This is a genomic window from Streptomyces sp. NPDC032822, assembly GCF_055578825.1.
In genome coordinates this window covers 106,262-126,249 of record NZ_JBVIOL010000006.1, presented here as the reverse complement: position 1 = coordinate 126,249, position 19,988 = coordinate 106,262, and the positions used below count along the sequence as shown (strand labels likewise).

21 protein-coding genes and 1 riboswitch are annotated in these 19,988 nt (G+C 67.8%); of the genes, 16 read left to right on the top strand and 5 right to left on the bottom strand.

Going from position 1 to position 19,988, the window contains the following annotated elements; translation table 11 throughout:
- Positions 1–55: 55 nt before the first annotated feature.
- The 6 genes from ACZ5VD_RS18635 (at position 56) to ACZ5VD_RS18610 (ending at position 5,973) form a co-directional block, all read left to right on the top strand.
- Complete coding sequence (locus tag ACZ5VD_RS18635; RefSeq protein WP_468682733.1) at positions 56–1,072, top strand: transglycosylase family protein; 1,017 nt, start codon at positions 56–58, stop codon at positions 1,070–1,072.
- A gap of 182 nt (positions 1,073–1,254) precedes the next feature.
- Positions 1,255–1,433: riboswitch (cyclic di-AMP (ydaO/yuaA leader) on the top strand.
- A 3-nt stretch (positions 1,434–1,436) separates the two neighbouring features.
- Positions 1,437–2,147 carry a transglycosylase family protein gene (locus tag ACZ5VD_RS18630; protein ID WP_468682732.1) on the top strand — a complete coding sequence of 237 codons (711 nt, stop codon included), beginning with the start codon at positions 1,437–1,439 and terminating at the stop codon, positions 2,145–2,147.
- A gap of 342 nt (positions 2,148–2,489) precedes the next feature.
- Positions 2,490–3,776 (top strand): phosphopyruvate hydratase, encoded by a 1,287-nt coding sequence (gene eno / locus ACZ5VD_RS18625; protein ID WP_468548874.1) that lies wholly within the window; start codon positions 2,490–2,492, stop codon positions 3,774–3,776.
- Between the two features lie 94 nt (positions 3,777–3,870).
- A complete protein-coding gene (locus ACZ5VD_RS18620; protein WP_468548873.1) occupies positions 3,871–4,347 on the top strand; it encodes an FtsB family cell division protein in 477 nt (158 codons plus the stop codon).
- Positions 4,348–4,441: 94 nt separating this feature from the next.
- Positions 4,442–5,035: a DUF501 domain-containing protein gene (locus ACZ5VD_RS18615; protein ID WP_468682731.1), complete on the top strand. Its 594-nt coding sequence runs from the start codon at positions 4,442–4,444 to the stop codon at positions 5,033–5,035.
- Complete coding sequence (locus ACZ5VD_RS18610; protein WP_468682730.1) at positions 5,032–5,973, top strand: Ppx/GppA phosphatase family protein; 942 nt, start codon at positions 5,032–5,034, stop codon at positions 5,971–5,973. Before ACZ5VD_RS18615 ends, ACZ5VD_RS18610 begins: the two co-directional genes overlap by 4 nt.
- Positions 5,974–5,977: 4 nt before the next feature.
- On the opposite strand, the gene ACZ5VD_RS18605 is transcribed toward ACZ5VD_RS18610, so the two are convergent.
- On the bottom strand, positions 5,978–6,247 hold the full coding sequence (locus tag ACZ5VD_RS18605) for a type II toxin-antitoxin system RelE family toxin (protein WP_468548870.1): 270 nt from the start codon (positions 6,245–6,247) through the stop codon (positions 5,978–5,980).
- Positions 6,244–6,516, bottom strand: coding sequence for a type II toxin-antitoxin system Phd/YefM family antitoxin (locus tag ACZ5VD_RS18600; RefSeq protein ID WP_468548869.1), 273 nt, complete (start codon positions 6,514–6,516; stop codon positions 6,244–6,246). Before ACZ5VD_RS18600 ends, ACZ5VD_RS18605 begins: the two co-directional genes overlap by 4 nt.
- A 719-nt stretch (positions 6,517–7,235) precedes the next feature.
- Here ACZ5VD_RS18600 and ACZ5VD_RS18595 point away from each other — a divergent pair.
- The 7 genes from ACZ5VD_RS18595 to ACZ5VD_RS18565 all read left to right on the top strand — a co-directional run bounded on the left by ACZ5VD_RS18595 (position 7,236) and on the right by ACZ5VD_RS18565 (position 15,272).
- The gene (locus ACZ5VD_RS18595; protein WP_468548868.1) at positions 7,236–8,645 is read left to right on the top strand and encodes an NAD(P)/FAD-dependent oxidoreductase; all 1,410 of its coding nucleotides are present in this window, start codon (positions 7,236–7,238) and stop codon (positions 8,643–8,645) included.
- Between the two features lie 262 nt (positions 8,646–8,907).
- Positions 8,908–9,393 carry a hypothetical protein gene (locus ACZ5VD_RS18590; protein ID WP_468682729.1) on the top strand — a complete coding sequence of 162 codons (486 nt, stop codon included), beginning with the start codon at positions 8,908–8,910 and terminating at the stop codon, positions 9,391–9,393.
- Between the two features lie 41 nt (positions 9,394–9,434).
- Positions 9,435–10,769, top strand: a complete 1,335-nt coding sequence (locus ACZ5VD_RS18585; protein ID WP_468682728.1) for a WXG100 family type VII secretion target — start codon at positions 9,435–9,437, stop codon at positions 10,767–10,769.
- A 165-nt stretch (positions 10,770–10,934) separates the two neighbouring features.
- Positions 10,935–12,296 carry a type VII secretion-associated serine protease mycosin gene (gene mycP / locus ACZ5VD_RS18580; RefSeq protein ID WP_468682727.1) on the top strand — a complete coding sequence of 454 codons (1,362 nt, stop codon included), beginning with the start codon at positions 10,935–10,937 and terminating at the stop codon, positions 12,294–12,296.
- 148 nt (positions 12,297–12,444) lie between these two features.
- Complete coding sequence (locus tag ACZ5VD_RS18575) at positions 12,445–12,888, top strand: hypothetical protein (protein ID WP_468548864.1); 444 nt, start codon at positions 12,445–12,447, stop codon at positions 12,886–12,888.
- 6 nt (positions 12,889–12,894) lie between these two features.
- On the top strand, positions 12,895–14,700 hold the full coding sequence (locus ACZ5VD_RS18570; RefSeq protein WP_468682726.1) for an alpha/beta hydrolase: 1,806 nt from the start codon (positions 12,895–12,897) through the stop codon (positions 14,698–14,700).
- A gap of 41 nt (positions 14,701–14,741) precedes the next feature.
- Complete coding sequence (locus ACZ5VD_RS18565) at positions 14,742–15,272, top strand: hypothetical protein (protein WP_468548862.1); 531 nt, start codon at positions 14,742–14,744, stop codon at positions 15,270–15,272.
- On the opposite strand, the gene ACZ5VD_RS18560 is transcribed toward ACZ5VD_RS18565, so the two are convergent.
- The 3 genes from ACZ5VD_RS18560 to ACZ5VD_RS18550 all read right to left on the bottom strand — a co-directional run bounded on the left by ACZ5VD_RS18560 (position 15,269) and on the right by ACZ5VD_RS18550 (position 17,321).
- Positions 15,269–15,535, bottom strand: a complete 267-nt coding sequence (locus tag ACZ5VD_RS18560) for a DUF397 domain-containing protein (RefSeq protein ID WP_468682725.1) — start codon at positions 15,533–15,535, stop codon at positions 15,269–15,271. The genes ACZ5VD_RS18565 and ACZ5VD_RS18560 overlap by 4 nt on opposite strands.
- Complete coding sequence (locus tag ACZ5VD_RS18555; RefSeq protein ID WP_468548860.1) at positions 15,532–16,374, bottom strand: helix-turn-helix domain-containing protein; 843 nt, start codon at positions 16,372–16,374, stop codon at positions 15,532–15,534. The genes ACZ5VD_RS18560 and ACZ5VD_RS18555 overlap by 4 nt, the downstream gene beginning before the upstream one ends.
- Before the next feature lie 608 nt (positions 16,375–16,982).
- Positions 16,983–17,321 carry a hypothetical protein gene (locus ACZ5VD_RS18550; protein WP_468682724.1) on the bottom strand — a complete coding sequence of 113 codons (339 nt, stop codon included), beginning with the start codon at positions 17,319–17,321 and terminating at the stop codon, positions 16,983–16,985.
- Positions 17,322–17,327: 6 nt separating this feature from the next.
- On the opposite strand from ACZ5VD_RS18550, the gene ACZ5VD_RS18545 reads away from it, so the two are divergent.
- The 3 genes from ACZ5VD_RS18545 to ACZ5VD_RS18535 all read left to right on the top strand — a co-directional run bounded on the left by ACZ5VD_RS18545 (position 17,328) and on the right by ACZ5VD_RS18535 (position 19,969).
- A complete protein-coding gene (locus ACZ5VD_RS18545) occupies positions 17,328–17,825 on the top strand; it encodes an ATP-binding protein (RefSeq protein WP_468548858.1) in 498 nt (165 codons plus the stop codon).
- A 95-nt stretch (positions 17,826–17,920) separates the two neighbouring features.
- A complete protein-coding gene (locus ACZ5VD_RS18540; RefSeq protein ID WP_468548857.1) occupies positions 17,921–18,532 on the top strand; it encodes a Uma2 family endonuclease in 612 nt (203 codons plus the stop codon).
- A 138-nt stretch (positions 18,533–18,670) separates the two neighbouring features.
- On the top strand, positions 18,671–19,969 hold the full coding sequence (locus ACZ5VD_RS18535; RefSeq protein ID WP_468682723.1) for a class I SAM-dependent methyltransferase: 1,299 nt from the start codon (positions 18,671–18,673) through the stop codon (positions 19,967–19,969).
- Positions 19,970–19,988: the final 19 nt, after the last annotated feature.

Below are 19,988 nucleotides of genomic sequence, written 5' to 3'. Positions count from 1 at the left end.
GGCGCCCAGCCTCACTCGCCGCGCAACTCCCTGTTGTCTCGCGAAAGGTTTCCGCATGCTCTCCGGGAACGGCCGCCATCGTCGCCCCCGTCAGGCTCCGGCCATCCTCGTCGCGGCCGGGGTGACCGGCTCCGCCATCGCGATCCCCCTGCTCGGCGCCACCGGTGCGAGCGCGGCGACCGGCACCACCTGGGACCAGGTGGCGAACTGCGAGACGGACGGTTCCTGGAGCGCGAACAACGGCGACGGGTACTACGGCGGGCTGCACATCACCCAGAAGGACTGGGAGGAGTACGGCGGCCTCGACTTCGCCTCGCGTGCCGACCAGGCCAGCCGTAACCAGCAGATCTCGGTCGCCGAGAAGATCCTCGCGGACCAGGGCGTCGGCTACTGGTCCACCTGCGGTCTGCTCAACGGCCTCAGCAAGGACTCCGCGTCGGCCGACGTCGACACGGGCGTGGCGGACGGCGGCACGTCGGACGACAGTGAATCCGACTCGTCCGGCCTGTCGAATTCCTCCGGGTCGTCGGGGGACGCGTCCTCGGACGGTTCTTCGGGCACCTCCGCTTCGCCCACACCGTCCGATTCCAGCAGCGAGTCGGGCGTATCGGGTGAGGGTGACAACTCCGCCAAGTCCGGCACATCGTCCGATTCCGGCTCGGGGTCCGAAGGGTCGCGGGACTCGCAGAGTCCACAGGAATCCGACAGTGCCTCCACAGGTACGACGAAACAGGACGACTCGGACAACTCCTGGCTGGAGGGCGGCTCTTCGGCCCTCGTCGACACCGGATCCCCCAGCGCCGGCAAGCACCGCGGCGGCAGTGCCGACGAGACCGCCACCGACAGCGCCGCGGGCGCGACCGGCGGCACCTCCAGTGGCCGTCACGCCGCCGGTGCGGACTCGTACACGATCCGCGCCGGAGACACTCTCGCGTCCATCGCCGACTCCCTTGACCTCCCGGGCGGGTGGAGCGCGCTGTACGCGGAGAACAGGCAGGCCATCGGTTCGGACCCGAGCGTCATCGTGCCCGGTCAGACCCTCTCTCTCGGTGCCGAATCGGGCGAAAACTAGCGGGAGTTAGCGACACACTTCACACTGAATGTCCGCTTTCGCGAAAGTGTGGGATGAGTCTCAGAAGCCCTGATCGTCTTTGAAATTCCGCGGATCGCGTGGCTACGGTCGGGACCGCTCGCCAACACGAGCCCCGGCCACCGCAACGCCGAATCCTGCCAGCGGCGGCCCGGGAACAGTCGTCGCGTAATGCGCCGTAGGCAGGAGCGGGGGACCCAAGGTAAGTGCCGGGCCCAGCAGTCGAGGCAACTCGCGGCTGGAACCGGCTTGGGGTGAAGCCGCGCACCGAGAGGTGCGCGGCCGGGCAACTCAACCGGCCCGAACCCGACAGCTCACCTCGTAGGCGTCGGTGAGGGGATCCACCATGCTGTTTTCCGGCAAGGGCAAGCACCGCCGTCCGTCCAAGGCCACCCGGGCCGCCGCGATCGCCGGTGTCACCGGTGTCGCCATCGCCGCTCCGCTGATGGCGACCGGCAGCGCCTCCGCCGCCACCGCCTCCGAGTGGGACACCGTCGCCCAGTGCGAGTCCGGCGGTGACTGGTCCATCAACACCGGCAACGGCTACTTCGGTGGTCTGCAGTTCTCCGCCTCCACCTGGGCCGCGTACGGCGGCACGCAGTACGCCTCGCAGGCCAACCAGGCCTCCAAGGCGCAGCAGATAGCCGTGGCCGAGAAGGTGCTCGCCTCCCAGGGCAAGGGCGCCTGGCCCTCCTGCGGTGTGGGCCTGTCGAGCTCCGCCTACAACGGCGGCTCCGGCACGTCGTCGAACAGCTCGGGCAACTCCAGCGGCTCGAACAGCTCCAGCGGCTCCTCGGAGAGCGGCAGCCGTTCCTCCGAGCAGCCGGCGTCCCGCTCCGAGGACCGTCCGGCCGCGAAGAAGACCGTCACCACCCCGACCGGCAAGAAGGTCAAGAAGGGTGACGGCGAGTACAAGGTCGTCACCGGCGACACCCTCAGCTCCATCGCCGAGGAGCACGACGTCAAGGGCGGCTGGGCGAAGCTGTTCAAGCTGAACAAGGACATCGTCGAGGTCGCCGACCTCATCTACCCGGGCCAGCAGCTGCACCTGAAGTGACGGCCGAGCCGCGCGCGCTGACATCCGGCTCGTAGCTGAACCACAGCGCCCTCTCATCCGTGGACTCCATAGTGGAGGCCTCGTGAGGGCCACCCCCGTCCCCACGGGCTCCCCGCTCCGGTGCGTCATCCCCCGTACGCACCGGAGCGGGGTTTTTCTGTGGGCGCCCGACGGGGCTTTTCCATGTCCGTTGCCCGGAGCTTTTTGTTCCGTTCGGAAACAATTTACTCTCGGTTCTGCCCAAGGGGTGGGAGACCGGATGGCCGATCCCCCCGAGGCGGTTAGGCTCATCCCGCAGGGCCGAGAAAAGCTCTGCGTACCCGCGTCACATCCCAGAAGGAGATGCTCGTGCCGTCCATCGACGTCGTCGTAGCCCGGGAAATCCTCGACTCGCGAGGCAACCCCACCGTCGAGGTCGAGGTCGGCCTCGATGACGGCAGCACCGGCCGTGCCGCCGTCCCGTCCGGCGCCTCCACGGGCGCCTTCGAGGCCATCGAGCTTCGCGACGGTGACCCCAACCGCTACCTCGGCAAGGGCGTGGAGAAGGCCGTCCTCGCCGTCATCGAGCAGATCGGCCCGGAGCTCGTCGGCTACGACGCCACCGAGCAGCGCCTGATCGACCAGGCGATGTTCGACCTGGACGCCACCGACAACAAGGGCTCGCTCGGCGCCAACGCCATCCTCGGCGTCTCCCTCGCCGTCGCCCACGCCGCCTCCGAGGCCAGCGACCTCCCCCTCTTCCGCTACCTGGGCGGCCCGAACGCGCACCTGCTGCCCGTTCCGATGATGAACATCCTCAACGGCGGATCCCACGCGGACTCCAACGTCGACATCCAGGAGTTCATGATCGCCCCGATCGGCGCGGAGTCCTTCTCCGAGGCGCTGCGCTGGGGTGCGGAGATCTACCACACCCTCAAGAAGGTGCTGAAGACCAAGGGCCTGTCCACCGGTCTCGGCGACGAGGGCGGCTTCGCGCCGAACCTGGAGTCCAACCGCGCCGCGCTCGACCTCATCATCGAGGCCATCAAGCAGGCCGGCTACGTCCCCGGTGAGCAGATCGGCCTCGCGCTCGACGTCGCCGCGTCCGAGTTCTACAAGGACGGCAAGTACGAGTTCGAGGGCAAGTCCCGCACGGCCGCCGAGATGACCGAGTACTACGAGGAGCTCGTCTCCGCGTACCCGCTCATCTCCATCGAGGACCCGCTGTACGAGGACGACTGGGACGGCTGGAAGACCATCACCGACAAGCTGGGCGACAAGGTCCAGATCGTCGGCGACGACCTCTTCGTCACCAACCCGGAGCGCCTCGCCCGCGGCATCGAAGAGGGTTCGGCCAACGCCCTGCTCGTCAAGGTGAACCAGATCGGCTCGCTGACCGAGACCCTGGACGCCGTCGAGATGGCCCAGCGCAACGGCTTCAAGTGCATGATGTCCCACCGCTCCGGCGAGACCGAGGACGTCACCATCGCCGACCTCGCCGTCGCCGTGAACTGCGGCCAGATCAAGACCGGCGCCCCGGCCCGTTCGGACCGCGTCGCCAAGTACAACCAGCTGCTGCGCATCGAGGAGATCCTCGACGACGCCGCGGTGTACGCCGGCCGCAGCGCGTTCCCCCGCTTCCGCGGCTGACACCCTCTGTAGGCAGCGTCGTACGTACGTCCCCGTACTCGGTCCCGTACCGTGTGCGGGGACGTCCGCACGTGGAAGGGGAGGCGGAGAGCCGATGGCCGTGAAAGACCGCGACCGTTTCTCCACCGCGACCAGGATCAAACTGCTCGGCGAGCAGACCGCGGCCCGTGTCTACCGCTCCCAGACGAAGCGGCAGGCCCGCCGCTCCCGGCTCACCGGCCGGGCCGCACTCCTCGCCCTGGTCCTGTGCACGCTGGTCGTGGCGCTGGCCTATCCCATAAGGCAGTACGTCTCCCAGCGCGCCGAGATCTCCGATCTCCAGCAGGAGCAGGAGCAGGCCCGGCAGCGGGTCGAGCAACTGCGCGACCTCAAGGCGCGCTGGCAGGACGACACGTACGCGGAACAGCAGATCCGGCAGCGGCTGCACTACGTGATGCCGGGGGAGACGGGCTTCATCGTCGTCGACCCGGACGCGGCCAAGCAGTCGCGCACCGACCTCGGGGCGGCCGACCGCCCCTGGTACGCGAACGTCTGGGACGGCGTGGACAAGTCCGACGCCTCCGACCGGTGATCCGCCGGTGACGAGCCCAGCCCGGTGATCCGCCCAGTGATCCGACCAGTGAACTGACCGACAGACGGTCAGCCGGCCAGATAGAAAGACAGGCATGCACACGCCCCCGCCGACCACCCCGCGCACCGAGCCCACCGACGCGGACGTCGAGGCCTTCAAGCAGCAGCTCGGACGCCCGCCGCGCGGACTGCGCGCCATCGCGCACCGCTGCCCCTGCGGGCAGCCGGACGTCGTCGAGACGGCCCCTCGCCTCCCCGACGGCACGCCCTTCCCGACGACGTACTACCTGACGTGTCCCCGCGCCGCCTCGGCGATCGGCACGCTGGAGGCGAACGGCGTCATGAAGGAGATGACGGAGCGGCTGCGGACCGACCCGGAACTCGCTGCCGCGTACCGCGCCGCGCACGAGGACTACCTCGCGCGCCGTGACGCCATCGAGGTACTGGAGGGCTTCCCGAGCGCGGGCGGCATGCCGGACCGGGTGAAGTGCCTGCACGTCCTGGTGGGCCACTCCCTGGCAGCGGGCCCGGGCGTGAACCCGCTGGGCGACGAGGCGATCGAGATGCTGCCGGAGTGGTGGCGCAAGGGCGCGTGCGTGACCGCCGAGCAGGCCGAGCAGACGGAGACGGCCGAAAACGTCGAGCAGGTCGAGAAGGCCGAGCAGGTAGAGAAGGTGGACGACAAGTGACCCGGGTCGCCGCCGTCGACTGCGGTACGAACTCGATCCGGCTCCTCGTCGCCGACGCGGACCCCGCGACGGGCGAACTGGTCGATCTGGACCGCCGTATGACGATCGTCCGCCTCGGACAGGGAGTCGACCGCACCGGACGGCTCGCCCCCGAGGCGCTGGAGCGGACCTTCGCCGCCTGCCGCGAGTACGCGGCGGTCATCAAGGAGCACGGCGCCGAACGTCTGCGTTTCGTGGCCACCTCCGCCTCCCGGGACGCGGAGAACCGGGACGAGTTCGTCCGGGGGGTCCTCGACATCCTCGGCGTGGAGCCGGAGGTCATCACCGGCGACCAGGAGGCGGAGTTCTCCTTCACCGGCGCCACCAGGGAACTGACCGGCCGTGACGACCTCGCCAAGCCCTACCTGGTGGTGGACATCGGCGGCGGCTCGACCGAGTTCGTCGTCGGCGAGGACCGGGTGCGCGCCGCGCGCTCGGTCGACATCGGCTGCGTCCGGATGACCGAACGACACCTGGTGGTGGACGGCGTGGTGAGCGACCCGCCGTCCGAGGAGCAGATCGCGGCGATGCGCGGCGACATCGAGGCGGCCCTCGACCTCGCCGAACGGAGCGTCCCGCTGCGGGAGGCGCGCACCCTGGTCGGCCTGGCCGGCTCGGTGACGACGGTCTCGGCGATCGCCCAGGACCTTCCCGCGTACGACTCCACGGCCATCCACCACTCCCGCGTCCCGTACGACCGGGTCCGCGAGATCACCGAGCGGCTGCTGCGCTCCACGCACGCCGAGCGCGCGGCGATCGGGTCCATGCACCCGGGCAGGGTGGACGTGATCGGGGCGGGCGCGCTGGTGCTGCTGTCGATCATGGAGCGGATCGGTGCGGAGGAGGTCGTGGTCAGCGAGCACGACATCCTCGACGGGATCGGCTGGTCTTTGGCCTGACCGCCTACAGGTTGCGGTACACGTCCCGCCGGTCGCCCACCTTGACTACGAGGATGACGAGTTCACCGTCGTTGATCTGGTAGGCGACCCGGTAGCTGCCGACCCTGAGCCGGTAGAGCCCGGACGGGCCGGTGAGTTTCTTGACGTCGGTGTCCTGGCGGTACGGGTCCTCACCGAGTGCGGTCAGCGCGGTCAGGATGCGCATGGCGTCGGGCCGGCTGACGGCCCGAAGCTGCCGCTGCGCCGCCATGGTGAACCGGAAGGCGTACTTCACACCGCATCGCCGTCCTGCTCGGTGAACAGGTCGGCCAACAGTTCGGCCATCGTCACTGTGGGACCGCCCTCGGCCAGCACCGCTTCGGCTTCGCGTGCCAGCATGACGTCGGCCGCTTCCTCCAGTGCCTCGAAGTCGGCGATCGGAACCACGGCAGCCACCGGAGCGCCGTTACGCGTGATGACGGTCGGAACGCCTTCCTCGGCCCGGTTGATGTGGTCGGCGAGGTGCGCGCGGGCTTCCCGCACGGTCACGGTGTTCTCAGTCATGGAATCAGTGTACGCGTATGCGTGTACACGCAGCCGTGTTCGGGGAGTCACGTTCGTGGGCGATGCTCGACGGCATCGCGTGGTCGATCGCCTGACCTGAGCCGGCCCGGTGCCGTGCGGTCTTCAGCGAACGGCCTGCGGTCCGCTGCCCGCGGCCCCTGCCGCTCCGGGGCCCGCCGCCAGCGGGTCCGGCCGCCCGACCGACCAGCCGTCCGGGCTCCGCCCGCCGAGCCTCGGCGGGCGGAGCCCGAAACGCTTGGAGAAGGGCGGGCCGGACCCCGGTCATCCCGGTCGGCGGCACTCTGCTGAGCAGGCCGGATGCCCGTTTGAGCGTGGCTGGGCGGCCTGCCGGGGCCCCTCCGCGACACTCCCTCGGAAAAGTTCGTGAAGTTCTTCACAAGGAATTCGGTCCTGTTGGAGGAAGAAGGTGCCTCGGTTGACCCTTCCGGGGTCCCAACACCCGTGTGAACGTGTTCAAAACAGGCGGGCGCGGGCGTTTCGCGGAGGTGCCGGAAGGGTGTCCCGCGAGCCCCTCGCGGACCCCCTTCGGGGCCAGAGGAGCAGCTCACGCGGCATTGACAACGCCCCGCCCTATACGCTGGTTCCCACCCCGCGCCATGACGTGGATCACGTGAGCGGCGGAGGATAACACACACCCTCCGTAAGCTTGTGAAGGGGCGCACGAGCGACCCCCCTGGGGCAGGTGGATACTCGATGGCATGAGCACCACGGAGCGTCCCAGGATCCTCGTAGTAGGCGGTGGGTACGTAGGCCTGTACGCAGCTCGGCGCATCATGAAGAAGATGCGCTACGGCGAGGCGACCGTCACGGTCGTCGACCCCCGGTCGTACATGACCTACCAGCCCTTCCTCCCCGAAGCCGCCGCCGGCAGCATCTCCCCGCGCCACGTCGTCGTCCCGTTGCGACGCGTGCTGCCCAAGGCGGAGGTTCTCACCGGTCGGGTCACCACCATCGATCAGGACCGCAAGGTCGCCACGATCGCCCCGCTGGTCGGCGAGGCGTACGAGCTGCCCTTCGACTACCTGGTCGTCGCCCTCGGCGCGGTCTCCCGCACCTTCCCGATCCCCGGCCTCGCCGAACAGGGCATCGGTATGAAGGGCATCGAGGAGGCCATCGGCCTGCGCAACCACGTCCTTGAGCAGCTCGACAAGGCTGACTCGACGACCGACGAGGAGATCCGCCGCAAGGCGCTCACCTTCGTCTTCATCGGCGGTGGCTTCGCGGGCGCGGAGACCATCGGCGAGGTCGAGGACATGGCCCGCGACGCGGCCAAGTACTACAGCAACGTCTCCCGCGAGGACATGCGGTTCGTCCTCGTCGACGCCGCCGACAAGATCCTGCCCGAGGTCGGCCCCAAGCTCGGCCAGTACGGCAAGGAGCACCTGGAGAGCCGGGGCGTGGAGATCTACCTCTCCACCTCGATGGACTCCTGCGTCGACGGCCACGTGGTGCTGAAGAACGGCCTGGAGGTCGACTCCAACACCATCGTGTGGACGGCCGGCGTCAAGCCGAACCCGGTCCTCGCGCGCTACGGCCTTCCGCTGGGCCCGCGCGGCCACGTGGACACCCAGACCACGCTCCAGGTGCAGGGCACCGACTACATCTGGGCCGCCGGTGACAACGCCCAGGTGCCGGACGTCGTCGGCCGCAAGGCGGGCAACGAGAACGCCTGGTGCCCGCCCAACGCCCAGCACGCGTTGCGTCAGGCGCGCGTCCTCGGCGACAACGTGATCTCCGGTATGCGGGGCTTCCCGCAGAAGGAGTACAGCCACGGCAACAAGGGCGCCGTCGCGGGTCTCGGCCTGCACAAGGGCGTCGCGATGATCGTCATGGGCAAGATGAAGATCAAGCTCAAGGGCCGTCTCGCCTGGTACATGCACCGCGGCTACCACGGTCTCGCGATGCCGACCTGGAACCGCAAGGTCCGCGTCTTCGCCGACTGGACCCTCGCGGTGTTCCTCAAGCGCGAGGTCGTGTCCCTCGGCGCGATGGAGCACCCGCGCGAGGAGTTCTACGAGGCGGCCAAGCCCGCCCCGGTCGCCCCCGCCGCCAAGGCCGAGCCCAAGGCCGAGGCGCAGCCCAAGCCCGAAGAGGCCAAGGCTTCCTGACCTCCCGTCACCGAACGCCCCGAAGGGGCCGCCCGCCATCCGTGGTGCGGGCGGCCCCTTCGGCGTGCTTCGGCCCTCCACACCTGAGTACCGGCACTCATGTGCCGTGTCCTGCCCGGGTGTTGGATGTGTGCATGTTCAAGACAGGGCGGACACTCACTGTCACTGCCGGTAGTTAGGGTGGTGGGAGCGACTTCAAAAGCCTGGGTCGCGACGGTCGTACGGGGAGGGTGTTGTGTCGTCGGGCCTTGGAGGATCGGCGTTGGGCGGGTCATGGGCCTCCGATCTGTTCGGCGCGGCCACGGCAGCCACCGCCGACGTGGCCACCGAGCTGTCGTCGTTCACGGAGTTCCGAAGGCGCGTCGACGAACTGATCCGTGACCTCAAGGGCTCGGCGGCGGGCCCTGGCAAGGTCGGCGAGGAACCCCTCGCACGCCACCAGTTCGGCGGCGGCGACGGGGCGTGGGCGGAGGCGTCCGGCCTGTTCTCCGCGTACGGCACGGTCATCACCGAACTGGAGACCCTGTCGAAGCTGCTGTCGGACTCCATGGAGGGCATGGGCATCGCGGTCCTGGCCTCCCACAAGGGCTACGAGAACATCGACCTGGACATCCGTGACCGGATGACGGCGATCAGCACGGAGACGACGGAGCACTACGGCGGCAGTTACGACCCCGGGCTTCCGCAGAGGAGCACCGATACCGGCGGCAAGAAGTCCGAGTGCGGCGACGCGGGAGGCACGATCTGATGCCGGCCAAGGGGCCTGGTGGCTCCACCCCCTTCGAGGACATGAGCCACGAGCAGATGCTGGCCTGGCTGGACCAGGCGAACGCGGGCACCGTGCAGTCCGCCGCCGACCGACTGGTCAGCGCGGCGAAGGAGATCCGCAAGATCGCCGAAGAGCTGAAGGTCCGCCCGCAGCGCGTGGAGTGGAAGGGCGAGGGTGCCGACGCCTTCCGCACCTGGAGCGCGGACCTGGCCAACTCCACACTCCGACTGGGTGACTTCAGCGAGGACGCGGCGAAGTGGCTGGACCAGACGTCGGCCGCGATCGCCCAGGCACAGGTGTCGATCCCCCGGGACGCCGGGAGTGCCCAGGCTAACCTCGACGCGGCGAACGCGGCCCACAACGACCCGGACGCGGCATCCGTCGGGACCAAGTCCGCGACCGAGCTCGCGGCGCTGGCGGCGCACAAGGAAGAGGTACGTCAGCAGGCTGCTGCGCAGATGCGAAAGCTGGGGGAGACGTACGCCTGGTCGGCCACGCAGATGAACGCGCTGGAGCGGCCTAAGTTTCCGCCGCCGCCGGGCACTCTCGTGCCGGAGAAAGAGGCAGTGCGTGACGACTGGAGCAGCAGCCTGGCCCGACCCAGCGGCGCACAGCAGGCCTCTGATCAGGCCGTTGCTGGTTCCGCCCCTGTGGCGTATAGGTCTGCTGCGGCTTCTGACGTGGTCACCACTCGTGGCTCCGCTCTGCCTGAGCGTCCTCCGCTCGTGGATAATGGGCCACCGACTCAAATGGATATCGACTCGGTGTCGACGTTGCCGCAGACTCCGCAGACACCGGCGGTTACGTCGGTCAACCCGCCCGTCACTGGGCGGGCGGATGCCGGGGCGATCTCACCAACAGGCATGATCCCTCCGGCATTTGGAGAGCGTGCTATACCCCCTGCAGCGGTCCCAGGGCGGGCGGCGGTTACGGGACGCACGCCCTTGCTGGCGGGCCAGGGAGCCCCCGTCGCCAACCCCGGCCGTGTGCCTGGCGGCAACGGCATCGTCGGTGGCCGCCCCACCGCGACGCCCGCGGGTAGGCCGATGGGTGCCATCCCGCGAGGCACGGTGGTGGGCGGCGAGGGGACGACTCCTCGCGGCCCGATGGGCCCCACCGCAAACACCGCCGCTCCTGCGAGGTCTGCAACCGGTCGGCCAGGTCAGGCTGCAGGTCGAGCCCTCCCTGTCTCCAACGGGGGCGTCGTCAGTGGCGGCCAGCCACAGTCTGGCCGTACAGGGGTCCGCTCATCCGTGCCCGGCAGCTCCGGCGTGGTAGGGAACAGCGGTGCTGCCGCAAGAGGTGGCATCTCGGGCGGTGTGCCCAGCGGGGGGGCGCCCGGGCGAAAGCCGTAGCGACGGTGCTCCCCGCCCGGCACAGTCTGCTTCTCCTCCACCCAGTTCGAACAACAGAAGCGGTCGTTCGCGTCGCTCCTCTGCGGGCGACGCGAATCGACAACAAGGCGGCCGCACCGTGCCACCGGTCGTCGACTGACACGCAAGGAAGGCAAGAGGGAGCACATGCTTAGTGCCAGTACTCGAAGCAGGCGCCGCGAGGCTGCGGCATCGGCAGTTCTCGGCCTGCTGTTGGTGGGTGCCGCAGGTGCGCCGGCCCATGCGGAGTCGACGCGCGAGCAGCAGTGGTTCCTCGACGCCATGAAGGCCGAGCAGATGTGGCGGACCAGCACCGGCAAGGGCATCACGGTTGCTGTGATCGACACCGGGGTCGACCCGAGCAATCCTGATCTGAAGGGCCGCGTCCTTCCGGGTAGAGACTTTGCTCCGAATCAGCCGGGAGACGAGCACACCGACTACAACGGTCACGGCACGGGTACGGCAGGTCTGATCGCCGGCACGGCTGCGTACGGTGGAGGAAAGGGAGCCTTCGGCCTTGCGCCGGGCGTGAAAATCCTCCCCGTCCGGATGCCTAAGTCGGGCGAGGTCAACCAGGCCGAGGGGAACAAGCGTTTCAATGAGGCTGCTTCGAAGTCGATCCGGTACGCGACGGACGCCGGGGCGCGGATCATCAATATTTCCCTGGGGGCACCAGCAGGCTCATCGCAGCTGACCTCGGCCGTGAAGTACGCCCTGGAAAAAGGCTCGTTGGTCTTCGCGTCGGTCGGTAACAGCGGAGACGAGGCCAACCAGGTCGAATACCCTGGGGCCACCCCGGGCGTTATCGGTGTGGGCGCTGTGGGCAAGGACCTGCACAAGACCGCCGCGTCGCAGTATGGCCCGCAGGTGGACATGGCCGCGCCTGGCGCCGATATGGTCCACGCATGCGGAAGCGAAACCGGCCTTTGTAGAACTAGTGGCACCAGTGATGCTACCGCCATCGCCTCCGCCAGCGCCGCCCTGATCTGGTCCACGCACCCGACCTGGACCAACAACCAGGTCCTCAGAGTCATGCTCAACACCATCGGCGCCCCCACGGACGGCACCAAGCGCAACGACTCCATCGGCTACGGCATCGTCCGCCCCCGCATCGCTCTGCAGACCCCGGGCGATCCTGGCCCGGCCGACGTCTATCCGCTCCCCGATCTCGCACCCGCAGAGTCGACGTCGCCATCGCCTCAGGCATCGGAGATCGCAGGCGCCAATGCCCCGGCGAAGGATGACGACTCCGCCGCGACAGCATCCGCCTCCGAGGGCAGCAGTGCCCCCTGGGTTGCGCTGGGCGTCGGCGCTGCTGTGCTGCTCCTCGGAGCCGTGGTCGCGGTGGTCGCTGTTGTCCGTAACCGTCGGACACCCGTAACTGCCTTCCCACCGCCCGTCCCCGGTCAATTCCCCTACACAGCAACAGGGTTCACGCAGCCTCCGCCTTCGGCCCCAGGCGCGCCGAGCAACGGCACACCGCCTGGTCGAGGACCTGGTTCTGCCTGAGTACGGATACTCAGACGTCGTGGTGGCCGGTACGGATGGGGCACCTGATGTAGAGGCGTTACGGTACGTCTCGATCACCGCAACGTTGCGGTTGCACGTTCATCTATCCGCTCGGCAGCGGGCGACACGACACGGGGAGGGTCCACGCATGGCGTGGGAGGAGTGGGAGCAGCTCAAGTCCGCGGCGGCCGAGCGGCAGTCCACGCAGATGCAGCTGAACCACGTACCACTCGACCCCGGTGGTGGGACGGGCACGCTGGTGTCGAACAAGCCGGCCTGGTCCAAGGCCGGCCAGGACGTCGGCTCGTTCCGTGAAGACATCAGCAAGGCGCTGGGAAAACTTTCGGACGGTCAGGAAGGTCTTGGCGGGAACGCCGGCTGCCTGACCGCGGGAGCACAGAAGGACGTCCACGACTCCTGGGAGCGCTACGTCAAGAGTGTGAGCGAGCGGTGTGGGAAGCTCGCGGGCCTGCTGGAGAAAGCGGGCAACGACCAGCTCAAGACCGATGAGGCGATCATGGTCGAGGTCGGGAACCTGAAGGTGGACTACACGGACACTCCGGCTGTCGGTGGTCAGGACGCGGGGCGGTAGACAGTCATGGACCTTGCAACACTCAAGGCTCTCAAGCCGACCGAGTACTCGGAGGCGGCTGCCGGATACCGCAGCACCTCTGACATGGCGAGTGCGGCCAAGGACCGCATCGAGACCCGGATAGCCGTGGCCATGAGGGAGTCCCTGAAGGGCGAGGCTGCGGACGCGGCGGTCGTCCAGCTGACGGAGTTGGGAAAGAACTTCCACTACATCCAGCTCGAATGCGGTCTCGTCAGTACAGCTCTCGAAGCGTTCGCGTACGAGGCGGAAGCGGCCAAGAGGAAGCTCGACGCCGCCCTTGCGGATGCCCAGGCGGCGAACCTCACCGTGAACTTGGACGGCTCGATCACCTATCCGTCGGGCGGGCCGAAGACCGAGGGCGGCAAGATACCCGAGGGCGGCACGGTGACCGGCCTGACGGATGACACGGCCTCCGCCATCGGGCGTCAGGCGGCCAACATCGACCCCAACCCCAACCACCGCCGCGCACAGGACTGTGTGGACCGGATCGCCGCGGCCCTCAAGGAGGCGACGGAGGCCGACGCGAAATGGGCGCCGAAGCTGCGGGCGTTGAAGGCGGACGACGATCTGGCCGTCTCCGACCGGGACTGGGCCGACGCGTCCTCGGACACCAGCGGTGTGCGCGCGGCGGGCAAGGAGTATCTCGACTCGTTGCCGCAGCCACCCGAGGAAGGCAGCCCGCGGGACAACGCGGAGTGGTGGAAGGGACTCAGTGCGGAGGAGCAGGCCGCGTGGGTCTCCATGCGGCCCGACTTCGTGGGCGCGATCGACGGCCTGCCTTCCACGGTTCGGGACGAGGCGAACCGGATGGTGCTCGCCGAGGCCCATGGTGTCGCGCAGGTCGGGTACGACACCTGGTTGAAGAAGCACCCGGAGCCCGAGCGGTTCCAGACCTACATCGACCCCTACACCGGGACCGTGATGAAGGGCGTCAATGTGGAAACCCAGGCGTGGAAGGACTGGGAAGAGGAACGGAAGAACGCTCACAAGTCTCTCGACGGCATGGACGCGATCCAGGATCGATTTGACGCGACCGGTACGAACGGACTTCCCGAGGCGTACCTCCTGGGATTCAGTACCGAAGGAGACGGTCGCGCGATCATTGCCAACGGAAACCCGGACGCCGCAGATCACCAAGCGGTCTACGTTCCGGGTACAACGTCGGAACTGGGAAGTGTCGGCGGAGACATCAACCGGATGGTCAATGTCTGGCATGCGGCCAATGACGAAGCTGATGGAAAATCCGTTTCCACGATCACCTGGCTTGGCTACGAAGCGCCCGACAGCGTCGTCAAGGACGCACCGTTCGAACACTACGCATACGACGGTGCACCGGCACTCCGTGATTTCATGGACGGACTTGAGGCATCGCATTCCGGGGATTCCGCAGCGCACGCCACTGTGATTGCCCACTCGTACGGAACGACCCTTGTCGGCGCCGCGGCCGAGACAGGGCATCTGAACGCCGATGACGTCGTTTTCGCGGGCAGTCCCGGCGTCAAGGTGTCCGGTGCCGATGAGATGGATGCCCCCAAGGGGCATGTGTGGAACGAGGAGGCCGACGGAGACCCGGTTCCGGACCTCGGCCGCTGGGGCCACGGAGGGGACGGCTTCATCATCCCCAGCGATCCGGAATTCGGTGCCAACGAGATGACCACGGACACCGAAGGGCACAGCGGTTACTGGAATGAGGACTCCAAGAGTCTGAGGAATCAGGCCCTGGTTGTCGTCGGTAAGGGCGACAACGTAGAACTGAAGCCGCCGCCCGACCCGTGGGCGCACGTGAAGTAGGAAAGCCCGCAGCTCAGTCCGACAAAGTAAGGCTCCCTGACGTGAAGACCAAACTGAGCACCCTCGCGCTCACCGTACCCCTTGCACTCACTACCCTCACCGGATGCAGCATGACTGACAACGACTCTGACGAAACTCCGTTCGCGGGCACCAGCACATCACGTGACGCCTCCGATGTGATGGAGAAGGTGTCCAGCGGTATCTACGATCTGATCGGCGTCAAGGGGAAGGCGTCCGACAGCCGTCCAGGAGTCATGGACTGCTCGGGAAAGGACACGAAGACGTACTTCCGTATGTTCCACCCGTGGAGTTTCTACCCCACATCGGCGAGCGATCTTGACGGAGCGATGGAGCGGCTCAAGACGGAACTGCCTAAACATGGGTGGAAGATCGTCGAATACGGGCCGGACACCAGCAAGAACAAGAACATCAAAATGACCGCTGACAACGACAAGAAGAAGGTCGGCGTAAACATCGTTCAGATGTCGAAAAACGACCCTCCGAAACTGAGCCTGACCGTCGTATCCGGTTGCTACAAGGTTCCGGAGGGCGAAGAGGTCGAGCGCTTCTAGGTTCTGCTGAGCGCGACTCTCGGCACGTGATGGACTGACTCACCGGGGCATGCCGGAGCAGAACTTTCCTTCAGCCCGTCGACGAACAAGTCAAACGCGGCGGCACTTACGGTTATCCCGTTCTCACCTGAGGCTTTGGAGTCACGTATGCCTACCCTTGGCAGGGCGTGGGCCACCTCCACACACTCGTTGTCGGCTGAGCTGTAGCTGCTTTTGAACCAGAGGCCTGCCGTGTGCCGGGCTGCGGCTGGAGGGTTGTTCATCGGGTGAACTCCTGTCGTGCTGCGGCCAGTAGCTCCAGGCTGACGGCCGTGTCGGCCGCTTGCGAGCGCAGGTAGTCAAACATGAGTTTGTAGGTCTGCACATCGGCGGGAGCGTCGAGATAAAGACCTCGCTTGTGGAGCTCCAGATAGACCACGTTCATGCTGTTGAGCGGGTCGCGATCGTCGTCACGTCCGAGGATCAGGAAGTGGCCGCCCGAGCCGGCCGCGTGGGCACCGGCCGTGAACCGGAGGATCTGGATGTCCACGTTGGGACGCTGGGCCATGGCGTACAGATGGCCGACCTGCTCGGCCATCACGTCGGCGCCGCCGACGTGCCGCCTGAGGACCGCATCGTCGAGCACCGCCCAGAGGTGCAACGCCGGGGAGCGCTCCAGAATCGACTGGCGTTTGATGCGGGCGTCCACTTTCTGCGTGATGACGTCGGCTTCCGTGCGGACGTCCTGAGCCTCGTGCAGAGCGAGGGCGTATCGGGGTGTCTGGAGCAGGCCCGGTACCAGGGCATTCGCGAAGACGTGCTCGTATTCGGCGACATCCTCGAAGGACATCAGGGGGTCCATGACCTCGGGAACGGCGGGATGGTCCATCCACCAGCCGTTCTCCTGATTGCGGACGAGCTGGATCAGGGCGTCCAGTTCCGCGGACGTCGCGCCGCACGTGTCCGCGATCGCTCTCACGGTCGGGATTCTGAGCTTGGCGCGGTCCTGCCACGTCTCGTACCGGTTCACGGTCCCGACCGAGACTCCTGCACGCTTTGCCACTTCGGACTGTGTGAGGTTGGCCTGGGTGCGGAGAGCCTTGAGCCCACGGGCGATCTGCATGCGGCCAGCAGGACCCGCTGATCCTCGTACGGTCACCGTTTCATCTCCCACTCGGCTGTCATGGTCACTCGCGCGCCCTGCCTGCGGGGCAACCAGAGCGTATTCGGGGCTGGCGTGCCCAGTGCTCCCTCCTTGAAGTTCACCCTGTCGGGGGAGAGTTGAGGCAACGGGGCATCGGGCGTTGAAATTCAATGGCAGCATACCTAATGAGCGCGGAACGTGTTGAGTCCCTCATTGGTGGTGACTGCTGTGCGTGGCGCGCTCATGCCCTGAGCGTCCGTCGAAGGAGTCCTTATGTGGCGAATGATCAGTCAACTCATTTACTGGGTAAGGATGTTCGCCGGACCAATCGGGCGTCATCGAGCATCGCGCCTGCCATTGAGGTGCCAGCCGTCCCGGGCTTCCGGATCCGTCCCGCTTCATCCGGAACTGCCTCACCTCGCCCCAACCGTCCGCCGCTGGTACATCCCGATCGACGGCACCTCAACCCCCCTCGTCCGCCCGTATCTCACCGCACACGAATGCGACGAAAAGGCCCGCCTCCAGCGCCTCCGTCGCGAGACCCTCTGGTGTGCCACGTACGGCGTCGACCTCGATGTCCGTGACATTCACGCCGTGCTGGGGGCCGCGTCATGAGCCAGGAAGCGGGCTGCGTACGGCTCCTGTCGTGGACCGGAGCGCACGGACAGTCCAGCCCTCTCCTCACCGACGCGGGCGGTGGCGTCGCCCCCCGGTTGGCCGATGAGGTCGAAGACGTACAACTCGGGCTCGCGCAGAGGCTTCTGGGGCGTGCGCGAGCAGGGTTCGCTGAGCCTGGGTCGAGTGGTGCCGCCGAATTCGCCGGCCTGGCGCACCAGTTGGCGGACGCTCTCCAGGACGTGCTCCTGATCGCCGTCTCGCGAGGTGTTCGGCCCGGTGGGGAGCGGCGATCCCGGGAGGGCGGCCAAGATGTCGTGCCGGACTCCTCTCCGTCCCCGGCGATCGTCCTTCACGACGCCTTCGCGCACTCCCTGGGGCACCTCCCCGCCGAGCCCCAAGGCTTCGGCCTGCGCGTCCTCCCTGGTCGCGACCTCACCTCCGCGAGCATTGCCCGGCGCTACGTGCGCGACACGGCCAAGGCGTGGGGGCTGTCACCCGAGACGACTGACGATCTGGAAACGGTCACCGGAGAGCTGGTCGCCAACGCCCTGGAGCACGCCGATGGCCACACCGTCGTGGTCACCTGCGCCCTCACCGTCCGTATGGCCACGATCAGTGTCACCGACGAGGGCACAGGGCAGCCGCCGGTGCCGCCCCCAGGCACCTCAGGACGGCCGGTCCCGGAGCAGGAACACGGCCGCGGGCTGCTGATCACCGACACGCTGGCAGACCGGTGGGGAACGCGCTGGGCCGGTAGTGGGCTCACGGTCTGGGCCCACATCGCTCTCGGCTCCGGGGAGCCCGCCGGATGACCTTCACCGCCTCCCTCGAACCGGCATCATCACCAGCGCGCCCTGCTCTCCGCACGGACGGACCACCGCCCCCATACTGGGAGGCGGGAGGACCCATGACCCAGCAGACCCTGTACCGGCGACTGCGCGAGGTGCGTGACCACTTCACGCCGCCGCCCGGCCTGACCTGGCCCGAGATCAGTGACGGGAAGATCGTCATGATGATGAGCCCGCGTCCGCGGCACCAGTTGACCGCGACACGCGTACGGGACCAGCTCAACCCGCAGCTCCCCGACGGCCTGGGGGTGTTCGAGGCCACGGACACCGACGACGAGGCACTGGGCAAGCTTCGAGTCCCCGATCTCCATGTCTGTGCGTACGAGGCCATGGAGACCGACGACCCGCTCGATCCCCGCGAGATCGCACTGGCGATCGAGATCGTCTCTCCGTCCAATCCGGACAACGACTACCGCGACAAGACCCGCGACTACCCCGCCATGGGCATCCCCCATTACCTGATCCTCGACCCCCGCGACGGTACGTGGACGTACCAGTGGCAGATCGGCCGAGCCGAGGGGCGGCCCGCCTACGAGAACCGGCTGCACCTCCCGTACGGGAAGCCGGTCACCCTTGTCGCCGACCTCGGCACCTGGACGATCGACACCACGGACCTGCCCCGCTACAGCGCGAAGGACCTGGGCCTGGCCCCGGAGCCCGAGCAGCAGTGACGTCACCTCCGAGCCAGCCCCATGGTGGCTACACGCATTTTGCGAAGTCGTAACGCGATCGGGGGACTGCGGCCGAGCCCATCAGGTGTTTACGTGGTGTGGGACATTCCGGGATCCCTCGTCACGGAGGTGCACGCCATGGCAGATGCCGCCCTGCGGCTGAAGAGCCTCGTCGAACAGTTGCTGGGTGTACCGCTACCGGTGCGCATCCGCGCCTGGGACGGTTCGCAGGCGGGGCCGCCGGGCGCGCCGACCCTCGTCGTGCGTCATCGGCGGGCCGTGCGCCGGTTGCTGTGGAAGCCGGGGGAGCTGGGGCTCGCCCGGGCCTGGGTCGCCGGGGATCTGGACATCGAGGGGGACTTCTACACGGCCCTCGACCTGATCTCGGGGCTGGTGTGGGTGCGTGGGGAGGATGCCCGCGGTCTCGGTCAGGCGTTGCGTGATCCCGAGGCGCGGGCCGCCGTACGCGGGCTGGTCGCGCTCGCCGGGCCGCCGCTGCCGCCCGCGCCGCCCCGTGAGGAGATCCGCAGACCCCGCGGCCTGCACACCAAGCGCACCGACAAGCGTGCCATCAGCCACCACTACGACGTCGGGAACGACTTCTACGAGATCGTCCTCGGGCCGAGCATGGTGTACTCCTGCGCCTACTGGGCCGCCCCGGAGTCCGAGGGCGGCACCCTTGAGGCCGCCCAGCGCGACAAGCTCGAACTCATCTGCCGCAAGCTCGGCCTCACCCCCGGTCAGCGTCTCCTCGACGTCGGCTGCGGCTGGGGCTCCATGGCCATCCACGCCGCCCGTGAGCACGGGGTGAGCGTCGTCGGCATCACCCTCTCCCAGGAGCAGGCCGCGTACGCCCGCAAGCGCGTCGCCGAAGAGGGGCTCACCGACCGCGTCGAGATCCGCGTACAGGACTACCGGGATGTCGTCGATGGGCCGTACGACGCGGTCTCCTCCGTCGGGATGGCCGAACACGTCGGATCCGAGCGGTACCTGGAGTACGCGGAGGATCTCTTCCGGCTGCTCAGGCCCGGCGGGCGGCTGCTCAACCATCAGATCGCCCGTCGGCCCGCGGGGAACGAATCGGCATACCACATCGACGCGTTCATCGACTCCTATGTCTTCCCCGACGGTGAACTCGCCCCCGTCGGCACCACCGTCACCCAGCTCGAACGTGCCGGGTTCGAGGTGCGGGACGTCGAGTCGATCCGTGAGCACTACGCCCTCACCCTGCGCCGCTGGGTCACCAACCTGGAGGCGGAGTGGGCACGGGCGGTGCGGCTCGCCGGTGCCGGGCGGGCCCGGGTCTGGCGACTGTACATGGCCGCCAGCGCACTCGCCTTCGAGCACAACCGGATCGGCGTCAACCAGGTCCTCGCGGTGAAGGCCCCCGAGTCCGGGGCCTCGGGGCTGCCACTGCGGTCCCGCACCTGGAACTGAGCCCCACACACACGGCAGG